This window comes from uncultured Photobacterium sp., assembly GCF_947502415.1.
Classification (GTDB): Bacteria; Pseudomonadota; Gammaproteobacteria; order Enterobacterales; family Vibrionaceae; genus Photobacterium.
Map to the genome: position 1 here is coordinate 381,650 of NZ_CANMZV010000001.1, position 19,849 is coordinate 401,498.

At 44.2% G+C, this 19,849-nt stretch carries 19 protein-coding genes; 11 read left to right on the plus strand and 8 right to left on the minus strand.

The genetic code is table 11. The features are described from left to right. The first annotated feature begins 77 nt into the window (after positions 1 to 77). The 3 genes from cutA (at position 78) to Q0852_RS01665 (ending at position 3,191) form a co-directional block, all read left to right on the plus strand. On the plus strand, positions 78 to 401 hold the full coding sequence (gene cutA / locus Q0852_RS01655; RefSeq protein ID WP_299013218.1) for a divalent-cation tolerance protein CutA: 324 nt from the start codon (positions 78 to 80) through the stop codon (positions 399 to 401). Between the two features lie 257 nt (positions 402 to 658). Further along, a complete protein-coding gene (locus Q0852_RS01660) occupies positions 659 to 1,816 on the plus strand; it encodes a phosphotransferase (protein ID WP_299013220.1) in 1,158 nt (385 codons plus the stop codon). Beyond that, the gene (locus tag Q0852_RS01665; RefSeq protein WP_299013221.1) at positions 1,797 to 3,191 is read left to right on the plus strand and encodes an MATE family efflux transporter; all 1,395 of its coding nucleotides are present in this window, start codon (positions 1,797 to 1,799) and stop codon (positions 3,189 to 3,191) included. The genes Q0852_RS01660 and Q0852_RS01665 overlap by 20 nt, the downstream gene beginning before the upstream one ends. Before the next feature lie 101 nt (positions 3,192 to 3,292). On the opposite strand, the gene Q0852_RS01670 is transcribed toward Q0852_RS01665, so the two are convergent. Further along, positions 3,293 to 4,939 (minus strand): electron transfer flavoprotein-ubiquinone oxidoreductase, encoded by a 1,647-nt coding sequence (locus Q0852_RS01670; protein WP_299013222.1) that lies wholly within the window; start codon positions 4,937 to 4,939, stop codon positions 3,293 to 3,295. 135 nt (positions 4,940 to 5,074) lie between these two features. Here Q0852_RS01670 and Q0852_RS01675 point away from each other — a divergent pair, with 135 nt between their 5' ends. The 3 genes from Q0852_RS01675 (at position 5,075) to Q0852_RS01685 (ending at position 8,296) form a co-directional block, all read left to right on the plus strand. Next, positions 5,075 to 5,824 carry an electron transfer flavoprotein subunit beta/FixA family protein gene (locus Q0852_RS01675; RefSeq protein ID WP_299013223.1) on the plus strand — a complete coding sequence of 250 codons (750 nt, stop codon included), beginning with the start codon at positions 5,075 to 5,077 and terminating at the stop codon, positions 5,822 to 5,824. After that, positions 5,824 to 6,753 (plus strand): FAD-binding protein, encoded by a 930-nt coding sequence (locus Q0852_RS01680; RefSeq protein ID WP_299013224.1) that lies wholly within the window; start codon positions 5,824 to 5,826, stop codon positions 6,751 to 6,753. The genes Q0852_RS01675 and Q0852_RS01680 overlap by 1 nt, the downstream gene beginning before the upstream one ends. A 157-nt stretch (positions 6,754 to 6,910) precedes the next feature. Beyond that, complete coding sequence (locus tag Q0852_RS01685) at positions 6,911 to 8,296, plus strand: MATE family efflux transporter (RefSeq protein WP_299013225.1); 1,386 nt, start codon at positions 6,911 to 6,913, stop codon at positions 8,294 to 8,296. A gap of 100 nt (positions 8,297 to 8,396) precedes the next feature. On the opposite strand, the gene Q0852_RS01690 is transcribed toward Q0852_RS01685, so the two are convergent. Beyond that, a complete protein-coding gene (locus Q0852_RS01690) occupies positions 8,397 to 8,801 on the minus strand; it encodes an SPOR domain-containing protein (RefSeq protein WP_299013226.1) in 405 nt (134 codons plus the stop codon). A 271-nt stretch (positions 8,802 to 9,072) separates the two neighbouring features. Between Q0852_RS01690 and Q0852_RS01695 the strand changes: the two genes are divergently transcribed. The 3 genes from Q0852_RS01695 to Q0852_RS01705 all read left to right on the plus strand — a co-directional run bounded on the left by Q0852_RS01695 (position 9,073) and on the right by Q0852_RS01705 (position 11,114). Further along, the gene (locus Q0852_RS01695; protein ID WP_299013227.1) at positions 9,073 to 9,456 is read left to right on the plus strand and encodes a LexA family transcriptional regulator; all 384 of its coding nucleotides are present in this window, start codon (positions 9,073 to 9,075) and stop codon (positions 9,454 to 9,456) included. A 13-nt stretch (positions 9,457 to 9,469) separates the two neighbouring features. Further along, positions 9,470 to 10,774, plus strand: coding sequence for a Y-family DNA polymerase (locus Q0852_RS01700; protein ID WP_299013228.1), 1,305 nt, complete (start codon positions 9,470 to 9,472; stop codon positions 10,772 to 10,774). Positions 10,775 to 10,970: 196 nt separating this feature from the next. Then, positions 10,971 to 11,114, plus strand: a complete 144-nt coding sequence (locus Q0852_RS01705) for a hypothetical protein (protein ID WP_299013229.1) — start codon at positions 10,971 to 10,973, stop codon at positions 11,112 to 11,114. Positions 11,115 to 11,220: 106 nt separating this feature from the next. Here the strand turns inward: Q0852_RS01705 and Q0852_RS01710 are convergent, their stop codons facing one another. From Q0852_RS01710 to Q0852_RS01730, 5 genes are all read right to left on the minus strand, one after another. Next, entirely contained in the window at positions 11,221 to 12,168 is a 948-nt protein-coding gene (locus tag Q0852_RS01710; RefSeq protein WP_299013230.1) for a putative sulfate exporter family transporter, read from the minus strand. 103 nt (positions 12,169 to 12,271) lie between these two features. Continuing rightward, on the minus strand, positions 12,272 to 12,604 hold the full coding sequence (locus Q0852_RS01715; RefSeq protein ID WP_299013232.1) for a YdbL family protein: 333 nt from the start codon (positions 12,602 to 12,604) through the stop codon (positions 12,272 to 12,274). An 18-nt stretch (positions 12,605 to 12,622) separates the two neighbouring features. Continuing rightward, positions 12,623 to 12,838 carry a YnbE family lipoprotein gene (locus tag Q0852_RS01720; protein ID WP_299013233.1) on the minus strand — a complete coding sequence of 72 codons (216 nt, stop codon included), beginning with the start codon at positions 12,836 to 12,838 and terminating at the stop codon, positions 12,623 to 12,625. 45 nt (positions 12,839 to 12,883) lie between these two features. After that, positions 12,884 to 16,186, minus strand: coding sequence for a YdbH domain-containing protein (locus Q0852_RS01725; protein ID WP_299013234.1), 3,303 nt, complete (start codon positions 16,184 to 16,186; stop codon positions 12,884 to 12,886). A gap of 300 nt (positions 16,187 to 16,486) precedes the next feature. Beyond that, the gene (locus Q0852_RS01730) at positions 16,487 to 16,846 is read right to left on the minus strand and encodes a hypothetical protein (RefSeq protein WP_299013235.1); all 360 of its coding nucleotides are present in this window, start codon (positions 16,844 to 16,846) and stop codon (positions 16,487 to 16,489) included. A 318-nt stretch (positions 16,847 to 17,164) separates the two neighbouring features. Between Q0852_RS01730 and Q0852_RS01735 the strand changes: the two genes are divergently transcribed. Next, positions 17,165 to 17,818, plus strand: coding sequence for a hypothetical protein (locus Q0852_RS01735; RefSeq protein ID WP_299013237.1), 654 nt, complete (start codon positions 17,165 to 17,167; stop codon positions 17,816 to 17,818). Positions 17,819 to 17,977: 159 nt separating this feature from the next. On the opposite strand, the gene Q0852_RS01740 is transcribed toward Q0852_RS01735, so the two are convergent. Continuing rightward, entirely contained in the window at positions 17,978 to 18,781 is an 804-nt protein-coding gene (locus tag Q0852_RS01740) for a DUF4344 domain-containing metallopeptidase (RefSeq protein WP_299013238.1), read from the minus strand. A 153-nt stretch (positions 18,782 to 18,934) separates the two neighbouring features. On the opposite strand from Q0852_RS01740, the gene Q0852_RS01745 reads away from it, so the two are divergent. Beyond that, positions 18,935 to 19,828, plus strand: coding sequence for a LysR family transcriptional regulator (locus Q0852_RS01745; RefSeq protein ID WP_299013239.1), 894 nt, complete (start codon positions 18,935 to 18,937; stop codon positions 19,826 to 19,828). Positions 19,829 to 19,849: the final 21 nt, after the last annotated feature.

Consider the following 19,849-nt stretch of genomic DNA (forward strand, 5'->3'; position numbering starts at 1 on the left):
AGTCTGAATCAAGGGAGCTTTATGGCTCCCTTTTTAGTTTATAATTAGACGGTTACGGGTAGATAAGAGAAATAACAATGACAATGGAACATGAATATTGTGTGGTCATGACGACCTTTGCGAATGAAGTAATTGGTAAGAAAATTATTAACTCTCTGATTGAAAAGCGCCTTGCCGCTTGTGTTCAGGTACAAGCTGTTGAGAGTTACTACCACTGGGAAGGAAAGGTAAATTTTGATCATGAAAAATTGGTGATGATTAAAACCAAAACATCACTTTATGATCAGGTTGAAGCCGATATCCTCGCTAACCATGACTATGACACACCAGAGATTATTCAGATGCCGGTAACAGCCGGATTTACTGATTATCTGAACTGGATTAAGGATGAGTGTAAATAGGTTGTTAATTATAAAATTGCCAATTTAGCCATCAGGTTCCATTAATACTCATTTTGACAAACAATAATGCCTGATTTATCAAATAAATCAGGCATAACTGTGAAAACAGTCACGTTATGTAGATCCGGGCTGTTGTTATTCTTCTTCGGTCTGTTTGACAGTGTCCCTCATTGTTCAAGCTGACGCCATTCTCAAGCAATAACTCTTATTAACCATCAACCTTTTCATTTATCCCGTTGTTTACTTCTTACTGTTAAGTGAAGAGAAGTGAATTATTTGGGCTGAGTCCCGTTTATCTGATATCAGGAATAATAACAATAATGTTAGCAGAACCAGTACAGCGGCGTTTACAATTTGTATTAGACGCCTATCAAAAATACCCGAATGACAATGTCACCCTGTGCTATTTCGGTATGGCCAATGAAGTGTTTATTGTGCCGACCAAAGAGGGGAAATACGTTCTTAAGAACTGCTTTAAAAGCAATACCCGGGAATTAGCCACGAATGAAGTGGCTTTGATTGAGCATTTAAATCGTCATGGCTGTCCGACACCGGCCATTGTTAAAGATAAAAACGGTAACCTGTTTCTGGAGTTCGATGGGCAGTTTTATGTGATGACCGAATTTATCTCGGATATGACTTATAACTGGTCAAGTGATATTCCGGACAAAGCACATCAGGAAACGGTACGAGCATTAGCTGATTTTCACAAAGCCACCAAAAACTTTGATGAACCTTATCCGGGATTACGGGTTGGTTTTCTTGATATGCAAGCTTGTCGTAATTGGTTGTCGGGCCTCCAACAGCAAATTGAGGCAGCAGATAAGTCGAGAACCTCTGTGGCTAAAATGGCGGAGCTATTGCCACAGTATTTTGCCTTGCTTAATAAGCTCGAAGATGAAATGTCGACGCTGGATTTATCTGTGCTTGAAAAGTGCTATATCCATGGTGATTTGCATTGCTTTAATCTTTTTTATGATCAAGAAGGAAACTTCACTCAGGTCATTGATTTTGATTTTTCCCGCTATGACTATCGCTTGACTGATATCTTCTGGAGCAGCCGGATATTCTTTTCTCGTGAATTGAAGAAAAGATATAGCCGTGAAGAGTTGGACTCTGATGATTTCGAGTTAGCTGAAGATGAAGCGGTCGAGATATTATCTAAGATCTGGCGGATGATAATCAGTGAATATCGGAAATCATCCTCACTTTCTGATCAGGAACTTTCTCTTGTTCATCTCTTTGTTAAATCCGTACCGCTTTATATAGTTCGATTCTTCAGTTTAACCAACAGCGAAGAAGAATGTCTGCGACATTTGGAATGGTTTGAATGGGAGTTATCCCGAGGCGACAAGGATGTGCAGTGTTTGCAATCAGTTATCAAGCGAGTAGTCGATGAACTTGATTCAAAATAGTATCCGGCATGTAAGGCCAAATCTGGCGCTTCCTATTATCTGGCTGGCGCTGCCGATTATGATCCAGGGAATTTTGTTCACCCTGATGGGGTTTGTGGATTCCCTGATGATCGGCCAGCTGGGAGAAGGCGCAATTTCAGGCTTGGGTAACTCGAGTCAGCTTTTCTCATTCAGCTTCCTGTTGTTTGCTGCGTTGTCGACCGGGGGAAGTATTTTGATTTCTCAGTATTCTGGGGCGAATCAATCTCACAAGCTGGTGCATGTCGCGCAGAGTATGATCTCCACAGGCTGGCTGTGCGGATTATTACTGGGGGGAATATTCTACTTTTTTGCTGAAGAGCTGATTGCGATTCTGACCACGGATATCTTTCAACTGAGAGAACAATGGTCCGCCGTGCCTGAAATTGCAGGGAGTTATCTGCGCATTGTCGCTTTTGCAGTACCTTGTATGCTGCTTTCACAGATGGTTTCTGCGGTATTTAATGCATCTGGTGATACGAAAACACCGGTTAAGGTTTCTATCTTTTTCAATGTGGTCAATTTCGTCGGTAACTACATTTTGATTTTCGGTCTGAAACTGCCGGGTATTGCTGAGCCATTGTTTACTCCTTTAGGTTTGCGAGGTGCCGCCTTTGCAACTTTGGTTGCCAGTGCAGGGCAAAGCTTCGTTTTACTGACCTTTCTTTTGCGCCGATACACCATTGCGAACTTATTAACGCCGAATCGGGAATACCTGAAGAAAATCATTGAGCTGGGCTATCCGAATACGATTGATGGCTTTTACTGGCAGGGAGCTCGTGTGTTTTACACCGTGCTGATGAACTCTGTCGGTGCTGTCGCTTATGCTGGGTATGTCATTATCCGAACCTTTAAGGGACTGTTTATGTTGCCTGTTGGCGGTTTGCAGCAGGCAACGGCGATTCATATCGGTAAGTTGCTGGGAGCGGGTAAGTTCCGTCAGGCGCAGGCGTGCGCGAACAGTGCCATTATGGCTGGGTTGGCGATTATGACTATTCCGGTTGTGCTATTGCTGTTGTTGGCACATCCGCTGTTGGGGCTGTATAAGATTCAGGCTGAAACTTACGAGCTGGCTTATATCTGTATTTGGGTTCTGGCGTTCTCGCTGTATTTCACTTCTGTCAACTCAGTGATCCCGGGATTACTAAGAGCTGGAGGTGACGCCAAAGCAGTAATGAACATCACTCTGATCAGTTTTATCGTGGTTGGCGCTCCGGCTAGTTTCATTCTTGGTATCTGGTGCGACTGGGGGCTAATTGGTGCTTTTATCGGTATATCTCTGGAAGAAGTGTTCAAGGCCGGATTGTTTATCCGCCGGATGAGGCGTGGTCTCTGGCTGAAAAATCTCGTTCGCTGATTTAATCTTTCTATCCAAAGCAAAAACGAAACGCCATCGCAGTGTTTAGTGTTTATTAGTAAACAGCGGTGGCGTTTTTTATGATATTCAGTTTGGTATAGTTACATATTCGGATAGTTCGGCCCGCCGCCACCTTCTGGCGGCACCCATTCGATGTTCTGCGACGGATCTTTGATGTCACATGCCTTGCAATGGATGCAGTTACTGGCATTGATTTGAAATATATGCTGTTCATCAATGGTGACGATTTCATACACACCTGCCGGGCAGTATCTCTGGCTTGGCTCGTCGTATAGCGGTAAGTGAGAAGCAATTGGTACAGCCGGATCTTTGAGTTTCAGGTGGCAGGGCTGGTTTTCCTCATGCTGAGTAGCAGACAGGTAAATAGACGATGCTCTATCGAAGCTCAGTTGGCCGTCAGGCTTGGGATAGGGGATTGGCTTACATTTCTCAACTGGCTTTAAGCATTCATGATCTGCTTTTTTGTCTTTGACTGTCCAGTGTACATGATGGTTGAACAGGTTATGTTCGAGAGAGGCCAGTGCGCCGCCAATCAAGTTACCGAATTTATGAATTTGTGAGCCGAAATTCCGGGAATCATACAGTTCATCATAGAGCCATGATTCTGCATAAAGACGCTCATAGCCGGGTATGGTCTGATGAAATCCCTGTTTGATTTCTTCAAAAACCGCTTCGGCGGCCAGCATGCCGGATTTCATTGCGGTATGGCTGCCTTTGATTTTGGCAAAATTGAGTGTTCCGGCATCGCATCCGGCTAAAACGCCGCCCGGGAATTGCTGTCGGGGCAAAGAGGAGTATCCGCCTTTGGTTATCGCTCTGGCACCATAAGAAATTCGGTGTCCGCCCTGAAGATATTGCTGGTAGAGCGGGTGGTGCTTCATACGCTGAAATTCATCAAAAGGGCTGAGATATGGATTGTGATAACTGAGGTCGACAATCAGTCCGACTGCGACCTGGTTGTTCTCAAGGTGATACAGAAAACTGCCGCCAGTTGTATCTGACTGGCTCAATGGCCAGCCGATACCGTGAATAACATAGCCGGACTTGTGTTGATCCGGCGGGACTTCCCACAACTCTTTGATTCCGAGAGCGTAGTGCTGGGGATCTTTATCATGATCAAGCTGGAATCTCCCGATAAGCTGTTTGCCCAGATGGCCACGGGCACCTTCGGCAAAAATGGTGTATTTTGCTTTAAGGTCGATACCGGGTTCATAGTTGCTTTTCGGGTTGCCGTCTTTGTCGAGTCCCATATCAGCGGTAGCGATCCCGGCGACAGCCCCCTGTTTGGTATAAAGGATTTCAGCGGCGGCAAAGCCGGGGAATATTTCCACTCCCAGCTCTTCGGCCTGCTCGCCAAGCCAGCGGCAGAAATTTCCAAGGCTGATAACAAAATTACCGTCATTCAGCATCGGTTTTGGCGTGATTTCTTCGGGAATATTCAGATAGTTACTCTGATTGGTCAGCATGCAGAACTTTTCTTCTGATACTGCGGTATGGAGCGGAGCGTTCAGTCTTTCCCAGTCTGGAAACAGCTCATCCAGCGAACGATGCTCGAAGAGGGCGCCGGATAAAATATGCGCTCCGACCTGAGCCCCTTTTTCGACCACACAAACAGACAAGGTCTGGTTCTGCTCCTGAGCCAATTGCATGAGCCGACACGCTGCAGAGAGCCCCGCAGGACCGGCACCCACGATCACCACATCAAACTCCATGCTTTCTCTTTCCATGCCTACCTTCCCGAAAACAATTATCGAGTCATGACAGATACAGCTAAATATAGTCCAGTTGACGTAAACGTAAATTCAACTAGGCTACAAAGTGTAGTTGCCCGGGCTGCATCTCTGTTTAAAAAGGAATGCATTGTGAAAGTATTGGTAGCTATAAAACGGGTCATCGATCCTTATGTCAAAATCCGCGTAAAAAGTGATGGTTCGGGCGTTGAAACCAACAATGTCAAAATGGCCATGAACCCTTTTTGTGAAATCGCGGTTGAAGAAGCTGTTCGGCTGAAAGAAACCGGTTATGCAGACGAAGTTATTGTCCTTTCTGCTGGAGAGACAAGCTGTCAGGAGCAATTGAGAACAGCGCTGGCTTTGGGAGCAGACAGAGCCATTCACATAGATACAGAGTCCCACCTTGAACCGCTGACTGTTGCAAAATTGCTTCGTGCTGTGATGAAACAGGAACAGCCATCACTGGTCCTTCTCGGTAAGCAATCCATTGATTCTGATAATAATCAGGTTGCCCAAATGTTAGCTGCGCTTACCCGGTGTTCGCAGGGTACATTTGCGTCAAAGCTCAGTATTGAAGGTGACGGTGTCACGGTAATCCGTGAGGTTGATGGCGGTCTGGAGACGTTAAAACTGACACTTCCTGCCATAATCAGCACAGATTTACGCCTCAATGAGCCTCGCTATGCCTCTTTGCCTAACATCATGAAAGCCAAGAAGAAATCGATGCAGGTTATCACCCCTGATGAGCTGGGTGTCGGGATTAGTCATCGCCAGCAAATACTGATGATAACGCCACCACCTCAGCGTCAGGCGGGAATGCGGGTCGGCTCGGTTGCTGAGTTGGTTGATAAGCTGAAAAACGAAGCAAAGGTGATCTGATGGCGACGTTAATTATTGCAGAGCACAATAATCAGGTTGTAGCTCAGGAGACGTTAAAGACGATTCAGGCGGGGCTGTCGATTGATTCAACCGTGGCTGTTCTGATCGTTGGAATGAACTGTCGTGTCGTAGCTGATGAGCTGAGCCGGATAAAAGGTGTTGATAAAGTTTTGTTGGCAGATGAGCTGGTTTATGAACATCAATTGGTAGAAAACATGGCTGAGCTGGTTGTGGAAAGTGCAGCTTCTTACAGCCATATTCTGGCGGCTGCCACCACATTCGGTAAGAACCTGATGCCCCGAGTTGCGGCGTTGTTGGATGTTGGGCAGTTATCAGATGTGATTGAGATTCAGAGTCCGGATACTGTTATCAGGCCGATCTATGCGGGAAATGCATTGGCGCAGGTGAAGTCAGAGGATCCGATAAAGGTGATCACCATTCGTAGCGCCGCTTTTGATGCTGCACAGGCCGGAGACAAGCAGGTTGAAATTATCGAACTGGATAAGGTGATCCCGTCGGATCTGTCGGAGTTTGTCAGCCAGCAGATACCAGAAAGTGAAAGGCCTGAGCTGGCAGTTGCGCGGGTTGTAGTGTCCGGAGGCCGCGGGCTTGGCAGCAAGGAAGGCTTTGCTATGGTAGAAACACTTGCTGATAAACTCGGTGGGGCTATTGGCGCATCGCGGGCAGCCGTCGATGCTGGATTTGTTTCCAATGATTTGCAGGTCGGCCAGACGGGTAAGGTTGTCGCGCCTGAGCTTTATATTGCTATAGGTATTTCGGGGGCTATCCAGCATCTGGCTGGAATGAAAGACTCAAAAGTAATCGTAGTGATCAACAGTGATCCGGACGCGCCTATTTTTCAAATTGCTGATTATGGGCTGGTGGGAGATTTGTTCGAACTTCTTCCTGAGTTGATTGAGTCGCTGTGACTTAATTGAGGCTTATTATTCGGTGAATTACCAGTAAAAGCAGGGAAGAAATTGAATTTAATTCCCCTTGTATGACAAAAAAGTCAAAACGTATTAAAAGTTGTTTGAAGTTCAACGTGATAACTCATAAATTACCCTCATAACAAGAGGGGAGTTTATGAAAAAATTGATCAGCCTGGCTGTTCCGCTGATTATTTCGCAGCTGGTTGCGCAATTACTGGTTTTTACTGATGTCTGGATGATGGCCCAACTTAGTATTTTGGCCATTGCCGGAGGTGGTTTAGGTGCTGCGGTTTATTCGATTATTTTTATTATTGCAGGCAGTACTGTCGGTTGTGTCGCGAACTTGATTGCGATTGCTTTCGGGAAACGTATTACCAATCCTGAACGCGGGGATGCCGAAATCCGCTCATCGCTGAAAGGCGGTATTTTACTTGCTGTTATCCTGACTTTATTAGTTCAGCCTATCTTTTTGATGATGCATGATCTTTTGCTGGTAGCCGATCAGGAACCGCAGGCGGTGGTTCTGGCTATTGATTATCTTGATGCACTGAAATGGTCAATGTTTCCGACTTTGATGTTGTTGGTATTACGAAGTCTTGTCAGCGCCTTTGGCGATACCCGTTCTGTAATGATTATGTCGATTGCGACAATTGTGTTGAATGTACCGCTGAGCTACCTGTTTGCTTTTAAGTGGGATATGGGACTGGCTGGCCTTGGCTATGGTACAGCACTGGCAGCTTTCCTAGTGATGCTGGGTTATGGTTACTGGGTTTTTAACCACGCAAAATATAGTAAATACGATCCTTTTGAAAAGCTAGAAGAATATCGGTTCAGTGCCATGATTCCGTTGCTGAAGATCGGTGTGCCAATCATGATTGCTACTTTGCTTGAGTACGCGCTGATTTCAGGGGCGGCATTGCTGGCCGGAACATTAGGTGCGGTATCGTTGGCTATCCATCAGATTGCGTTGCAATGCCTTAACTTCTCATGGAACATCGCGTTTGGTTTTTCTCAGGCAGCCTCGATTTTAGTCAGTCAGCATGTCGGCAGTAAAGAGCCAGATTTAGTCCGTCGTTATGCGATGCTGGGGCTGGTGACGGTGACGTCAACCAGTGCGGTGATCGGCTTACTAGTGAGTGTTTGGCCGGAATTTCTGACCACAGTATTCAGTGTGGAAGGTGATGTGCTTGCCTCTGAGTTGGTTGCAGCTTTACCCGGAGTTATGATTATTGTGGCAATGTGCTTTGTTGTTGATGCATGGCAGTTGGCAGCGATCAGTATTCTACGCGGTATGAAAGTGGTAATAGCGCCAACGCTCTCGACTGTGATTGGCTATTGGTTAATTGGTTTACCTTCTGCCTGGGTGTTGATGAAACTGATGGGCCTTAAAGGTGTCTGGGCGGGGCTTGGAATAGGTTTGGCCGCAACCGGTGTGATGTTAGTGATTTTATTGTTCAGGCACTTGGCTAAGCTCAAAAACCAGTTTGCCGAACAAACAAATCAACCGGAAGACTCGCAGGATTCTGCTTTGTTGATGTAACTTTGATTGGTATTCATAGAATGGTGATATGAAAAAGCCGGAGATAACTCCGGCTTTTTTGATCTTTATTTTCCGTCAGATTTTAGTCCATACAAAAGTGTTAGCGCATACGGAAAACATCTGTTTGTTTGTCGTTTTGTACTTCGGCAAAACTACGGACAAATGGTCCTTGCTTGCGAATACGTGCTGGAAGTCTGTCGATAGCTCGCTTAGCTTCAGCTTTGGTAGCAAAGTCGCCATAGATAACGGCATACCAGCGGTTGCCAAGGCTATGTTTCCAGTTCACCCAAATTGGGGCTTGCCCTTTGATTTCACGGACATAGTCGCGAACGTCTCGCTCTTTGCTCAATGCCAGAACCTGAATTGTGAAGCGGTTCGGGTCAAGGTGTCCATAGGCTTCCTGGGTGGTCATTGCGCCGACACACTGGCTGTTGGTATGTGTAGTTTCTGTTGTTGAACAGCCGGCAAGAAATAACAGCGCGATTAAGGCATAAATCTTATGCATCCAATGTCTCCCTATACGATCCCATATTGACTAGGAATAGTGCTTATGTAGCAAGTCTAACAAGCTGACAGATAAATGATGCATAAAACTAAATAATAGAAGTTGTTTGCTGCTTTTTGCATCGTTATTAGTACGAAATACCATCATTTCCTGAAGCTTGTCTAAATACTGTGCATTTATATAGAAAATACACATAGTGATAGTGACTATTTTATCTCTTCTTGAGTAGTATGTACATGTATATGTATACAGTATTTATTGTGAGTGATATATGGCGGTCTTACCTGTATTTATTGAATCGATTAAATGCGGCTTCCCGTCTCCGGCTGACGGACACCAAGAGGAGCTGGATCTGGATGATTTCCTGATCCGAAATCCGAATGCGACTTTTTTATTGCGAGCTTCTGGTGAATCTATGGTTGGAGTCGGTATTTTTGATGGTGACTTGTTGGTTGTTGATCGGGCTGAGCCTATTGTGCCGGGGCGAATTGTTGTGGCACGGATCTATGATGAATTCACTTGCAAACGCTTGGTGCGGCATAACGATGCCTGGTGGTTAAAGGCGGAAAACCCTGGCTTTAAACCGTTTCCGATGCCGGAAGACTCTGAAATCTTTGGTGTGGTAATTCGGAATATTCATGATTTATTGAGCTAGTAGGCAGAAGACAGTGAGCAAAGCGCTTGAAGGTAACCGGGATCAGGTATGGGCATTAGTCGATGCCAAAAGTTTTTACAGTAGTTGTGAGCAGTTGTTTGAACCGTCATTGGTTAATAAACCGGTTGTCGTGCTTTCGAATAATGACGGTTGCTGTGTAGCTTTGTCCGAGCAGGCCAAAGCATTGGGAATCCAGCGAGGCGCGCCTTGGTTTAAAGTGGAGCGCGAAGCTAAGAAGTTAGGAGTGGCGGTCAGAAGTTCTAATTATACTTTGTATGCCGATATGAGCCGGCGTTTTATTGAAGAGCTTTATCGGTTTTCTCCCCATGTTGAACAGTACTCTATCGACGAGGCGTTTGTGCGCCTGGATGGTTTCAGCCATAAAGAACTGACTGGTTATGGCCATGAAATCCGAGACACCATAGAGCGTCATATTGGGTTACCGGTTCGTGTCGGAATTGGATCAACCCCGACGTTGGCCAAACTAGGTAACCAGGCTGTGAAGCGATATGAAAAAAGGGTTGGTGGTGTTATCGAGATAGATACCGATCATAAACGCCGTTGGTTACTGGAGCGAACGGATATTCAGGATATCTGGGGGATTGGAGCCAAAACCGCGACCCGACTGCGCACGGCGGGGATCAGTAATGCTTTAGAGCTGGCTGATAAAAATTCGGCTGATATGCGACGGATATGGAATGTCGGTCTGGCTAGAACTGTGCTCGAATTGCAAGGGGTTGCCTGTATTTCACCGGGGGATGTTGATGAAAAGCGTAAACAAATTTTGTCCAGTCGAAGTTTTGGTGTCGGGATCAGTGAGCTGGATGATCTTAAGGCTGCACTGGCTTTTCATTGCCAGCGAGCGGGGGAAAAGTTACGTCGTCAGGGAAGTCAGGCGGGGGTTGTCGGAGTATTTCTGCGTACAAACCGTTATAAGGAACTACCGCAGCATAACAAAAGCAGTGTCAGAACTCTGATGTGCCCGAGTCAGGATTCCTATCAATTTTTGACTTCAGCTCTGGAGCAGCTAAATGTGATTTATCGACCTGGGTTCGAATATCAGAAAATTGGCGTGATCCTGGATGAGCTGACCGATGCTGTAAATGACCATTTTCAGTTCGATATGTTTGATACTAGCGCGCTGAAAGAGATGAAGCGACGGGAGCTGATGGCAATTACTGATCAGATGAATGCACGTTTTAAAAATGGCATTAAACCCGCCTCTGTGATTAGTTCAACAAACTGGCATATGCGACAGGCATTTCGCTCGAATCGCTGGACAACCAGGCTGAATGAGTTGCAGGTCGCTAAATGCTAAATAGTTTAATGAGATAAGAAGATCGTTAACCGAACATTCGCAGAAATTAGAACCATTTATCATAATAAATATCACATAACTGCATTTTGGTTATAACCGCAAGGTATTTCATAGAGATAAAGGGTATTTTTCTTTGATTGCTGTGCTTTCCGATAATGAGTTTTATTAGTTACATCAGCGAAGGAAAGAGCAGTTAATGATTAAATGGGTTGGAGGAGTCCTCATTTTGGTTGGGATGTCGTTGATGGCGTCCGGTCTCATCAGCGCCTTGTTGGATTTGGCGGCGTTTTTGCTGCTGACGTATGCCGTTATCAAAAGGTCTCTGCTCAAACAAGAATGAATATTGATTTAACTGTGTTAGATAAAAGTTAACGGCATTATTTAAAAGCCTGATTGGTCACAGACGAATCAGGCTTTTTCTATTTAGGGGGGATTGAAAATTTAAATTAAAAAAGTTGAATATAAGTGAGCGATCCGATCCCAATGCTTAGCCAAAGTAAAATACCAAGCAGCAACGGCTGTAGTCCGGAAGAGCGCAGTTTGTTGACTGTGATTCCTGAACCTATCAAGAACAGGCAGACAACGAGTACCCGCTTAGACATAAAAAACACCTGATCATAAATCGGCTGTAAGTTAGGCACAAAGTGAGCAAACAGGATTGCTACGCAATAGAAAACAATGAAGAACGGAATTCCAATTTTTTTACTGTCTCCCTTGAACATCAGTGAGCTGATAAAAGCGACAGGAATAATCCAGAGCGCGCGGGCCAGTTTCAGTGTGGTTGCTGTTTTCAGAGCTTCATCACCATAAGCACTAGCGGCACCGACAACGGAAGAAGTGTCATGGATGGCAATGGCTGCCCAAGTACCGAATGCATGCTGACTCATGTCAAGCAAGTGACCGATAGCAGGAAAGACAAAAAGCGCGACAGAATTAAGAACAAATACTGTCGCTAGAGCGAGTGAGGTTTGATCGTCCCTGGCATTAATTGCAGGAGCTACTGCGGCGATAGCGCTACCACCACAAATCGCGGTACCGGAAGCAATCAGGTGGCCGGTTTTCTGTTCGATACGTAGGAGCTTAGTCAGTAAGTAGCCAAGTATTAGAGTAAAGAAGATAGAAGCGATGATAAGTCCTAATCCTTGCTTGCTGGCTTCAATTGCCTGATCCAGGTGGATACCGAACCCTAATCCGATAATTGAGTAGGAAAGCAGCTTTTTAGTTAGTGCTGCCAGGTTAAATTGAGTTGGCACTAAGCCAACACTGGCAAGGGTGAAACCGAGGATTAGGGCGACGGGTGAACTAATAAATGGAAGTAGGCAGACAAGAGCGATGATAAAGAAGAAGTAATCGGATGTCTGGCATTTCTTAACGGTGTTGGAAAGCGACAGCATTAGTGAGTCATTAATAGAAAATTAAGAATGACGCGAGTATACGAGGAAAATCAGGTTAGATAGAGTTAAATAAACTGATGGATGGGTTAAGTAAAACTTAACATTAGGGGGATTGTTTCTGAATCCATTTGCCGGCAGCATTCTGGAAGTAATGGCCGGGTTCGGTTTTTTCTATCGCTTTCTTGTATGCCAGACGTCCTACTTCAGCGGTAGTTAAGCCGTGGGAGACGGCAATTTTTTTATAGCGCTCCTTGCGAAGGGCGTTAACGCTTGAGATAAGCTGCCGCACCGCTGATGAGGGGGTAGAAGTCACCGCCGCAACGTAACCAGTGTTAGCTTCACCGATCAAGCCCTGGTTTTTGGCTTGTTGTAAATCCAACGCAAATGCATTGGCTGATATGAAAATAGCAAATAATAAGACTAGAAAATTCTTCATGGCAATCTCCTTGCCGTATCAGAATACATCTTCATCACTGAATAAGTCATCAATTTCCTTGTCAACTTTTATTCGAATTTCGTGTTCGATCTTAACATTGAGGTTTACTTCAATGGGTTTGTCTGATGGTGAGACTTGTACCGTTGGCGTACAGCCAGCAGTACCAATAACACTGAGCGTTGTAGTTAGTACGAAAAGCGTGACGAGGCAGGAAAGTTTAAGCTGAATATCCATGGACTACGACCTTTGTAAGTCATCATCTGTAAAAGCGCAATATTGCTACTCGTTTAAACCAAGCTGCTTTAAAAACAGACTCTCCAGCTTAGATGAATTAATGACATTTAATGTCTTTATTAGCGCTGGTATATCGTCTTCTATGTTCAGGTTTACATTCACAGGGCGACCATTTTGAAAATCTGGATTATGGCCCTTAAACCTTGAACTGGCATTTAATTGTCCTTCTTTAGAATAGTCTATATCAACAGCCAGCGAGTCGTATTTATAATTTTTGAGAATCTTACTGATCACCAACAGGCTATTTTCATCAGCAGCTTCGATGTTCTGATCAATCGCTGACCCTTCTTTGTATCTTAGGATGCCTCCGGGATAGCGGGAGTGTAAAGCCCCGTTTTTTATCACAGGCATACCGTCATGAATTGATATTGGGAAGCGTCCGTCCAGCACGCCGGTTAGCTCAATATCCTCTGGTTCAATAGCTTGTATCAGTTTTTCCAAATCAAGATGATGAACAAGAATAGGAATGTAAGGAATGTTTGCTAATTGGCTGCTGGTTACTCCGTGAGTGCTGATAGAACCACCGAGAGTATACGCACTAGCACGATGAAGCGCATAGTGGTTCTTTTCAGAATCGAACTCAATTAAAGCAAAGATGTTTTCCAGTAATACGCCTGCATGCAAAAGACCGATATGAATACCAATCGGATGTTTGGAGCGAATACCGTGAGGAGTAATACCGGCAGTAACTGAAGCATTAAGATCGGCGAAATGAAAATCATGAGCATTACCGCTTAAAGCATCGGCAAAAATGCTGAATTCTCCGGTAAGTGTGTCTTGCTTAATAATAAGATCGGCATCAAAACTGAGCTTGCCATTATTTAAATCATAATCTACCGGTAAGTGGGGTAAATAGTGTTTTTGCAAAGTACGTTTTGGATTAAAGCTAATGTCATTTCGGTGTAACTGTATTCTGGTTTTTTGTTGTCGCATATTTGAGGAAACAGTGAACTGAATGAGCCGAGCTTGCTTTATATTCTTTAATTCACCAGAAACTCTGAGCATATTAGGTGACAGGCTGAATTTTCCGTTACTACCGAGTGATGGTAAACGCTGGTTATTTTGCTTAAGGTTCAAACTGATTTGGTAATGGGTATCAATTTCTAGCTGTTCGCTTGCCTGAAACAAACTGGTATTGGTTAATTTGAGTTCGACATTGGCACTGTATTTCTGGACAGGTAATCTGTTTTTTTTATGCAGAAGTGTCTTGCGTTCCGTGGAAGATAATGTCTCGTCCATGATTACCTTTTCACCATAGATATCACCGCTAAGGATAATTGCACTTTCGGGCAAAAGCTGAAATCGTTTCTTATCCGGCGTATCGGTATTGGCAACTTGCGCTAGCTTAATGGATGCAACATTAAGCGAAAGATCAGTTATTTCTGTGTTTATGAGTTCTGGATGAAGTGACAGGGTAGCTTTGTCGAGGGTTATTTCCGTATTCTTCAGTTGCACCGCAAGATCGTTTGCTGACCACTGTAATGCGATATCGCTGGAAGCCGAAATGGTTTCCAGCTTTGCTTCAGTAACCGGAAATAGCTGGCTGAGTTTACCTTTAAAATAGGAATCGGTGTGACATTGTAACGACTCGGATATCGTCGGCAGATCGATTTGCAACGAACAGGTGAGCTGCTTGAGTTGAAGAGATAACAAACTGTTATGTTGCGGGCTGGTCATAATGACTTGTTCTGTCGGCTCCGCCAGATTCAACCTTAATGTACCATCTTGGTACTGAGCCCGGAGATTGAGTGAACCATCCGTTTGGAAAGCTAGTGTTGAGACAGGAAACTGTTCCTGTTCCTGTTCCGAGGGAGAAAGCATCGGGTGATGAAAGGCAAATTGATTGAGAGCCAGATCAACCTTGTTTGGTAAGGTTAGTGCTATTTGGTATTCGGCCCCGGCAATATCGATTAAGCGGGAGTGGCTAAGAGCATCGACAGTGGCTTGTTGAGATGTGTTCTGTTTCAGTGCTGTTTGGGTAGCGGTAAATTTAAGAGGTGAATGTAGCACTGCGCTGGGTATGCCATGAAATTTGAGCCTATCTGTCAGCTCCTTGGTATTGTTGAAAGTAACACTACAAGAGAGCGATTGGGGCAAAGGGCTGGCAAAGTAAAAGTCTGCGTTGCACTGTATATCATTGCCTTTGGGGCCTGATATTTTCCCGGAAAAATGGGCATCTTGTTCACTGCGGTGTTTCAATAGAATGTCAATATCATAAGGTTCTGGCCCCAGAGCTTTGCCTGTTAGCTTGAGCTTTGCGTGCTTGTCCGGTTTATTTTCTCTTTTTCGTGGTGTCTCAAGCACCAACAAGGAATGTATGATCAGTTCTCCGTAGCTGAAATCATCAATTTTCAGTTTTCTGATCGGCAGCATTGATAGTTGGCCGATGGCTCGCCCGAGATGTAGCCCCTGGTTTGAATTATCCGGTTTCTCGATAAACTCAGGTAACTGACTCGGCTGGTCGACCCAAAGGTGGTCCGCAGTCAGTTTAATACTGTCTGCTGCATGCTTTAAGTCGAGCTCCAGTGCGATATTTCTCCCTGACTGGTTGTATCCGTCAGTGGTGGTTGGCCATTTAGGAGTCAGGTTTTCAATGTGAACTGATAATGGTGTTCGCTCCGGTTGCCAGCTAATCGAGAAATTGACACTTTCCAAACTTAATGGATAGCGATTTTCAGCTTCATCTCGCGGTATTAACAAGCTTAGGTCTGCTTGGCGGGCAAAGCCGCTGATAACCAGTGTTGGCTGAGTGGTCAGTACCAGATTAATATCATTGATTTGTTGTAGTATCGGATGGTTGTTCTTATCAAAGAGCGAGGCATTTAATTGACTGGTATGGGCGCTAAATACATAAGGTTCTGAAAGGTCGGTAAAATTAAAGGCTGTATCAGAGAAGGAAAGAGCACTGAGTTTTATTCCTCGTTGTCTTAGTGCATTGAATACAGCCGGCGAGAGTATGATTTCTGTTTTTGGGGAAAACAGTCGCCATGATGAGTTCGAAATAGCGCTATCTTCATCGACAAAGTGTTCCAGAGAGAGCTTTTTAAAAGTCAGGGCATTTTTATTAATCGCAATAGAAAGTTCATCTATCACCAGTCCTTTACTGAAGCTGATACCGGATATCGCATTGATTTCAATCCCTTTGGATGCAAGCCATGGAGGTATGATGACTGCCGGAATTATCAGCATACAAAGTAGAATACACAGACCATAAATGAACAGGCGCAGCTTGCGGTAGCGTTTTTTTCCTTTTGCCGCTGTACTTAACTGTTTTTCAGTTTCATTCATGGATTAATAAAAATCTCCTTAGAGATGAAAACGCAGTGCTGAATAAGTACCTCAATACTACTTGGGTACATATCTTAAGCATAAACCTGAAATACACATTTGGCTGGAAACGATTGATTGGGAAGCTGAAAAGATAATATAGAAAATCCCTCGACTGAGGGCGTTCAGGTGTCTGCATATCGGGAAAAAGTAGCCGGTTGGCTATCAGTTTATTTGAAAGATCGTCTGATAGGGTCCCGGCGAGATTCCATGTTGGCTACATATAGTCGTTATTATTAGAATGCTTATTGAGCTTTATGGTTAACCAGCCAGTGCTGGATCGCAAGCCACTTTTGCAATCTTGGCTTCGTGTAATTCTTCGTCTGTTGGTTGAGGAATCGTCACTTCGTTGTTTAAACATTGTAGTGCAGTGAGAAGTGCATCTTTGACAATAGCTTTATCATCACTTTCAAGAGCATGAACAGCGCGGAAGAGTTCTTTTTGAATGCGGGTCGCTTGTTTGGAAGCTTGCTCCAACTCTAGATATTCGATAGAAGCGATTTCATGGATACGCTGTGCTGATGCGTTAAGGTTTGATAAGTCTCGGTTTGTCATCAATTGTGATGAACAATGCTTAAGGTATGAGATGCTTTGCGAAAGCGATTGTGATGGTTGTTCCATATTTGATTTATCCTTAACCGTTGATTTTACAATCAATTTTATATCGTCCCGGACACTTGCTGGCCACTTTAGAGCAAAACGATATGCGATATATTAATGCAGATCAATTAAATCCCTATTCTAAATCACTTTTAAATATGCAACGTAACTACCACTTTTCGCTGTGGTCAATTTTGCTATTTGCTGGCAAATTTAGCTAATAAATATAATAAAAGTGATAGTTATATCCATATAATGCATTGAAAGTTAATAAAAAAGTTTGGCATGCTCTCTGCTTTCAACCTAGTGTTAAGTTAGGTTCATATAAGGAACATGGATATGAAAAAAGGGATTGGCGTACTTGTTGTTATTATTTCATTTTTAATGATAAGCAATATGGTAGCGGCGAAGGATAGCCGTGTATTAACAGGAAAAATTGCATTAGAGCAAAACGGCAATCAGCGGCTTAGTCAACTGGCTCTGGATGTACCTGTTGGAAAAATTGAGGTTAGGGTAGTCAATGGTGACGCTGTTACATATAAAGTGAAAATTGAGGATGATTCATCCAGTTGGTCGTTATTTTCCGTTGATCTGGATACGATAAAAGTATCGGAAGATGTTACTGAGCAAACCGCTTCTCTTAAAATTGATGAAGATGATGTTTCCCAAAAATGGACGTTGATTGTTCCACCTGAATTGGCACTGAGCTTCCGTGTTGGTGTAGGTAATCTGAATGTGGATTCATTTAGTCAGTCGCTATTTGCAGATATTGGCGTTGGTTCTGCTTGGATCAGTGTTGATAGTACCGATTACCGTTCTGTTCTGGCTGAGGTTGGAGTGGGTGAAATCCAGATGAGCGGCTTTGAGCCTGGCGAATTACATAAAGAACGCGCAGTTGTCTCAGAAGAGCTAAGGTATTCAGGGACCGGTGCTCATACTATTGATATCAATATTGGTGTCGGGGATGTGAATCTTAGCCGGCAAACCCTTTAAGTAATATCAAGATGACTGTAATAGAAAGTGAATAGCCAGAATAATTTGGTTATTCACTTTTTTGAATGCTCTATCACTGTAGTGAGAAAATTCTCGGGGTAAATACAATTAATTTTGCATAGAAATTTTACCTGGTGAATAACTCGTTCTCTTGAGCCTCTAGATATTCTCGCTGTTCAAATAAGTCATCCAGTTATGGCTGACTCGCTCAAACTCTTCCTCACAAACGTCTTCCCGCTCAGTTTTGAAGTCTTTCTCGATATCTTCTAGTAACTGGGAGTGTTGCTCAGGATTGCTACCGTAAATAAGGCACAGCGTATAATAGTAGCGCTGGATATCCAGGCTATGTTCATCAATAAAATCCAGGCTATCGAAAGCTTCGATTTGTTGGTCTTCATAGGCGAAAAGATCTGCCGCGCTAATAGCGACTTCATCGCCGCTTTCTATATAGTTGAGCAGTAATACAGTGGCAAAGTTATCGACGGCATCTTCTTCTTTACCAAGCACCGGAATGTTATTGTCGGCAACGAAGGCATGGCCAAGTTCATGAAGCAATGTATGAAGCAGAGTATCAAGAGCGGCTTGTTCTTCACTTATTCCTGATTTTTTATAGTTATTGGATTTAAAGCGCTCAATCGCATGGTTAAAAAAACTGTATGGGATCTGGATCTGATGTTGCTCAGGATCATATAAAGGCCCGTCCAGCGCTCCAAAAACAACCGTAACCGGTTTCGAGAAAACGACAACGGATTGGCTAAGGTCTTGGACTATATTAACGGCATCTGATGACTGGATAGTGTCCAATACTTGTTTATCTACAGCATTTTTCGCTGGTAAATATTGGTATTCAACTGTTGGCTTGGTACTGACTTGTATTGCAGAAGACGATTCAGCAAATGACCTAAACCCAAACAACGAGAGGGTTGTAACAATCCCTAACGGTAAAAAATGTTTTTTCAGCATGACGACGATTGATTTATTGGTTTTGTGTATAGCATGTATCAAATAAAAATTAATGTTTTTTAGCAAGAACTACATTGTCTTTTTCGTGGGAATGGGACATGAACCTATGATACAAAGAGCAAAAGGGATGACAGTAATCCGCCGGGAGTGAATGTGAATAAATTATTGTCTTTTGAAGCGTTATTGGTACTTGATGCAATCGAACGCCGAGGAAGTTTTGCCGCAGCTTCAGAAGAGTTGGGCCGTGCGCCTTCATCGCTGAGTTATCAGGTGCAGAAACTTGAGCAGGATCTTGATCTGGTGATCTTTGATCGCTCCGGACACAAAGCGGCATTTACTAAGGCCGGACACCTATTATTGGAAAGAGGTCGGCAGCTACTAAGTGCTGCTGATGAAATGATCGCTGATGCCAGTGCACTGGCCCACGGTTGGGAGCTGGACATTACGATAGCCTATGATGGGCTGGTCAAGCTGGATTCCCTGCTGCCGCTGGTGGAGGAGCTTTCCAAGCAGAGTAAAACCCGGGTTCGCTTCCGGGAGGAGATCCTGGCGGGATGTTGGGAGGCGCTAGCACAGGACAGGGCTGATATATTAATAGCTCCGGCTCCCAGTGTTGCGCCGCCAGAGGTGAAAATTAAGCCTATAGGTAAACTGGATACAGTTTGGGTAGCCCATCCAGATCATCCAATACACCAACATAAAAATCCGTTGGAACCTTCTGTCAGGCAACAATACAGGGGGATCGCAGTTGCAGATACCGCACGTAACTTGCCTCCTTTGACGCACAATATCCTTGATGATCAGCCATTGCTGACAGTTAGTTCGATGTATGACAAGCTGGTGGCCCTTAAGGCAGGTATGGGGATAGCTACAATGTCTGCCAGCTATGCAGAGGAAGCAATCAAAAATGGTGAGCTGGTGGTGATCGGAGATGATCCTGTCTATGAACTGGAGATCGTTCTGGCCTGGAATCGAAGCCGTATGGGTAAAGCTAAGAGTTGGTGTATCCAGCATATTGAAAGTTTGTGGAAAAGACAGTTTCAATAAATAAGCAACGGCGCACATGAG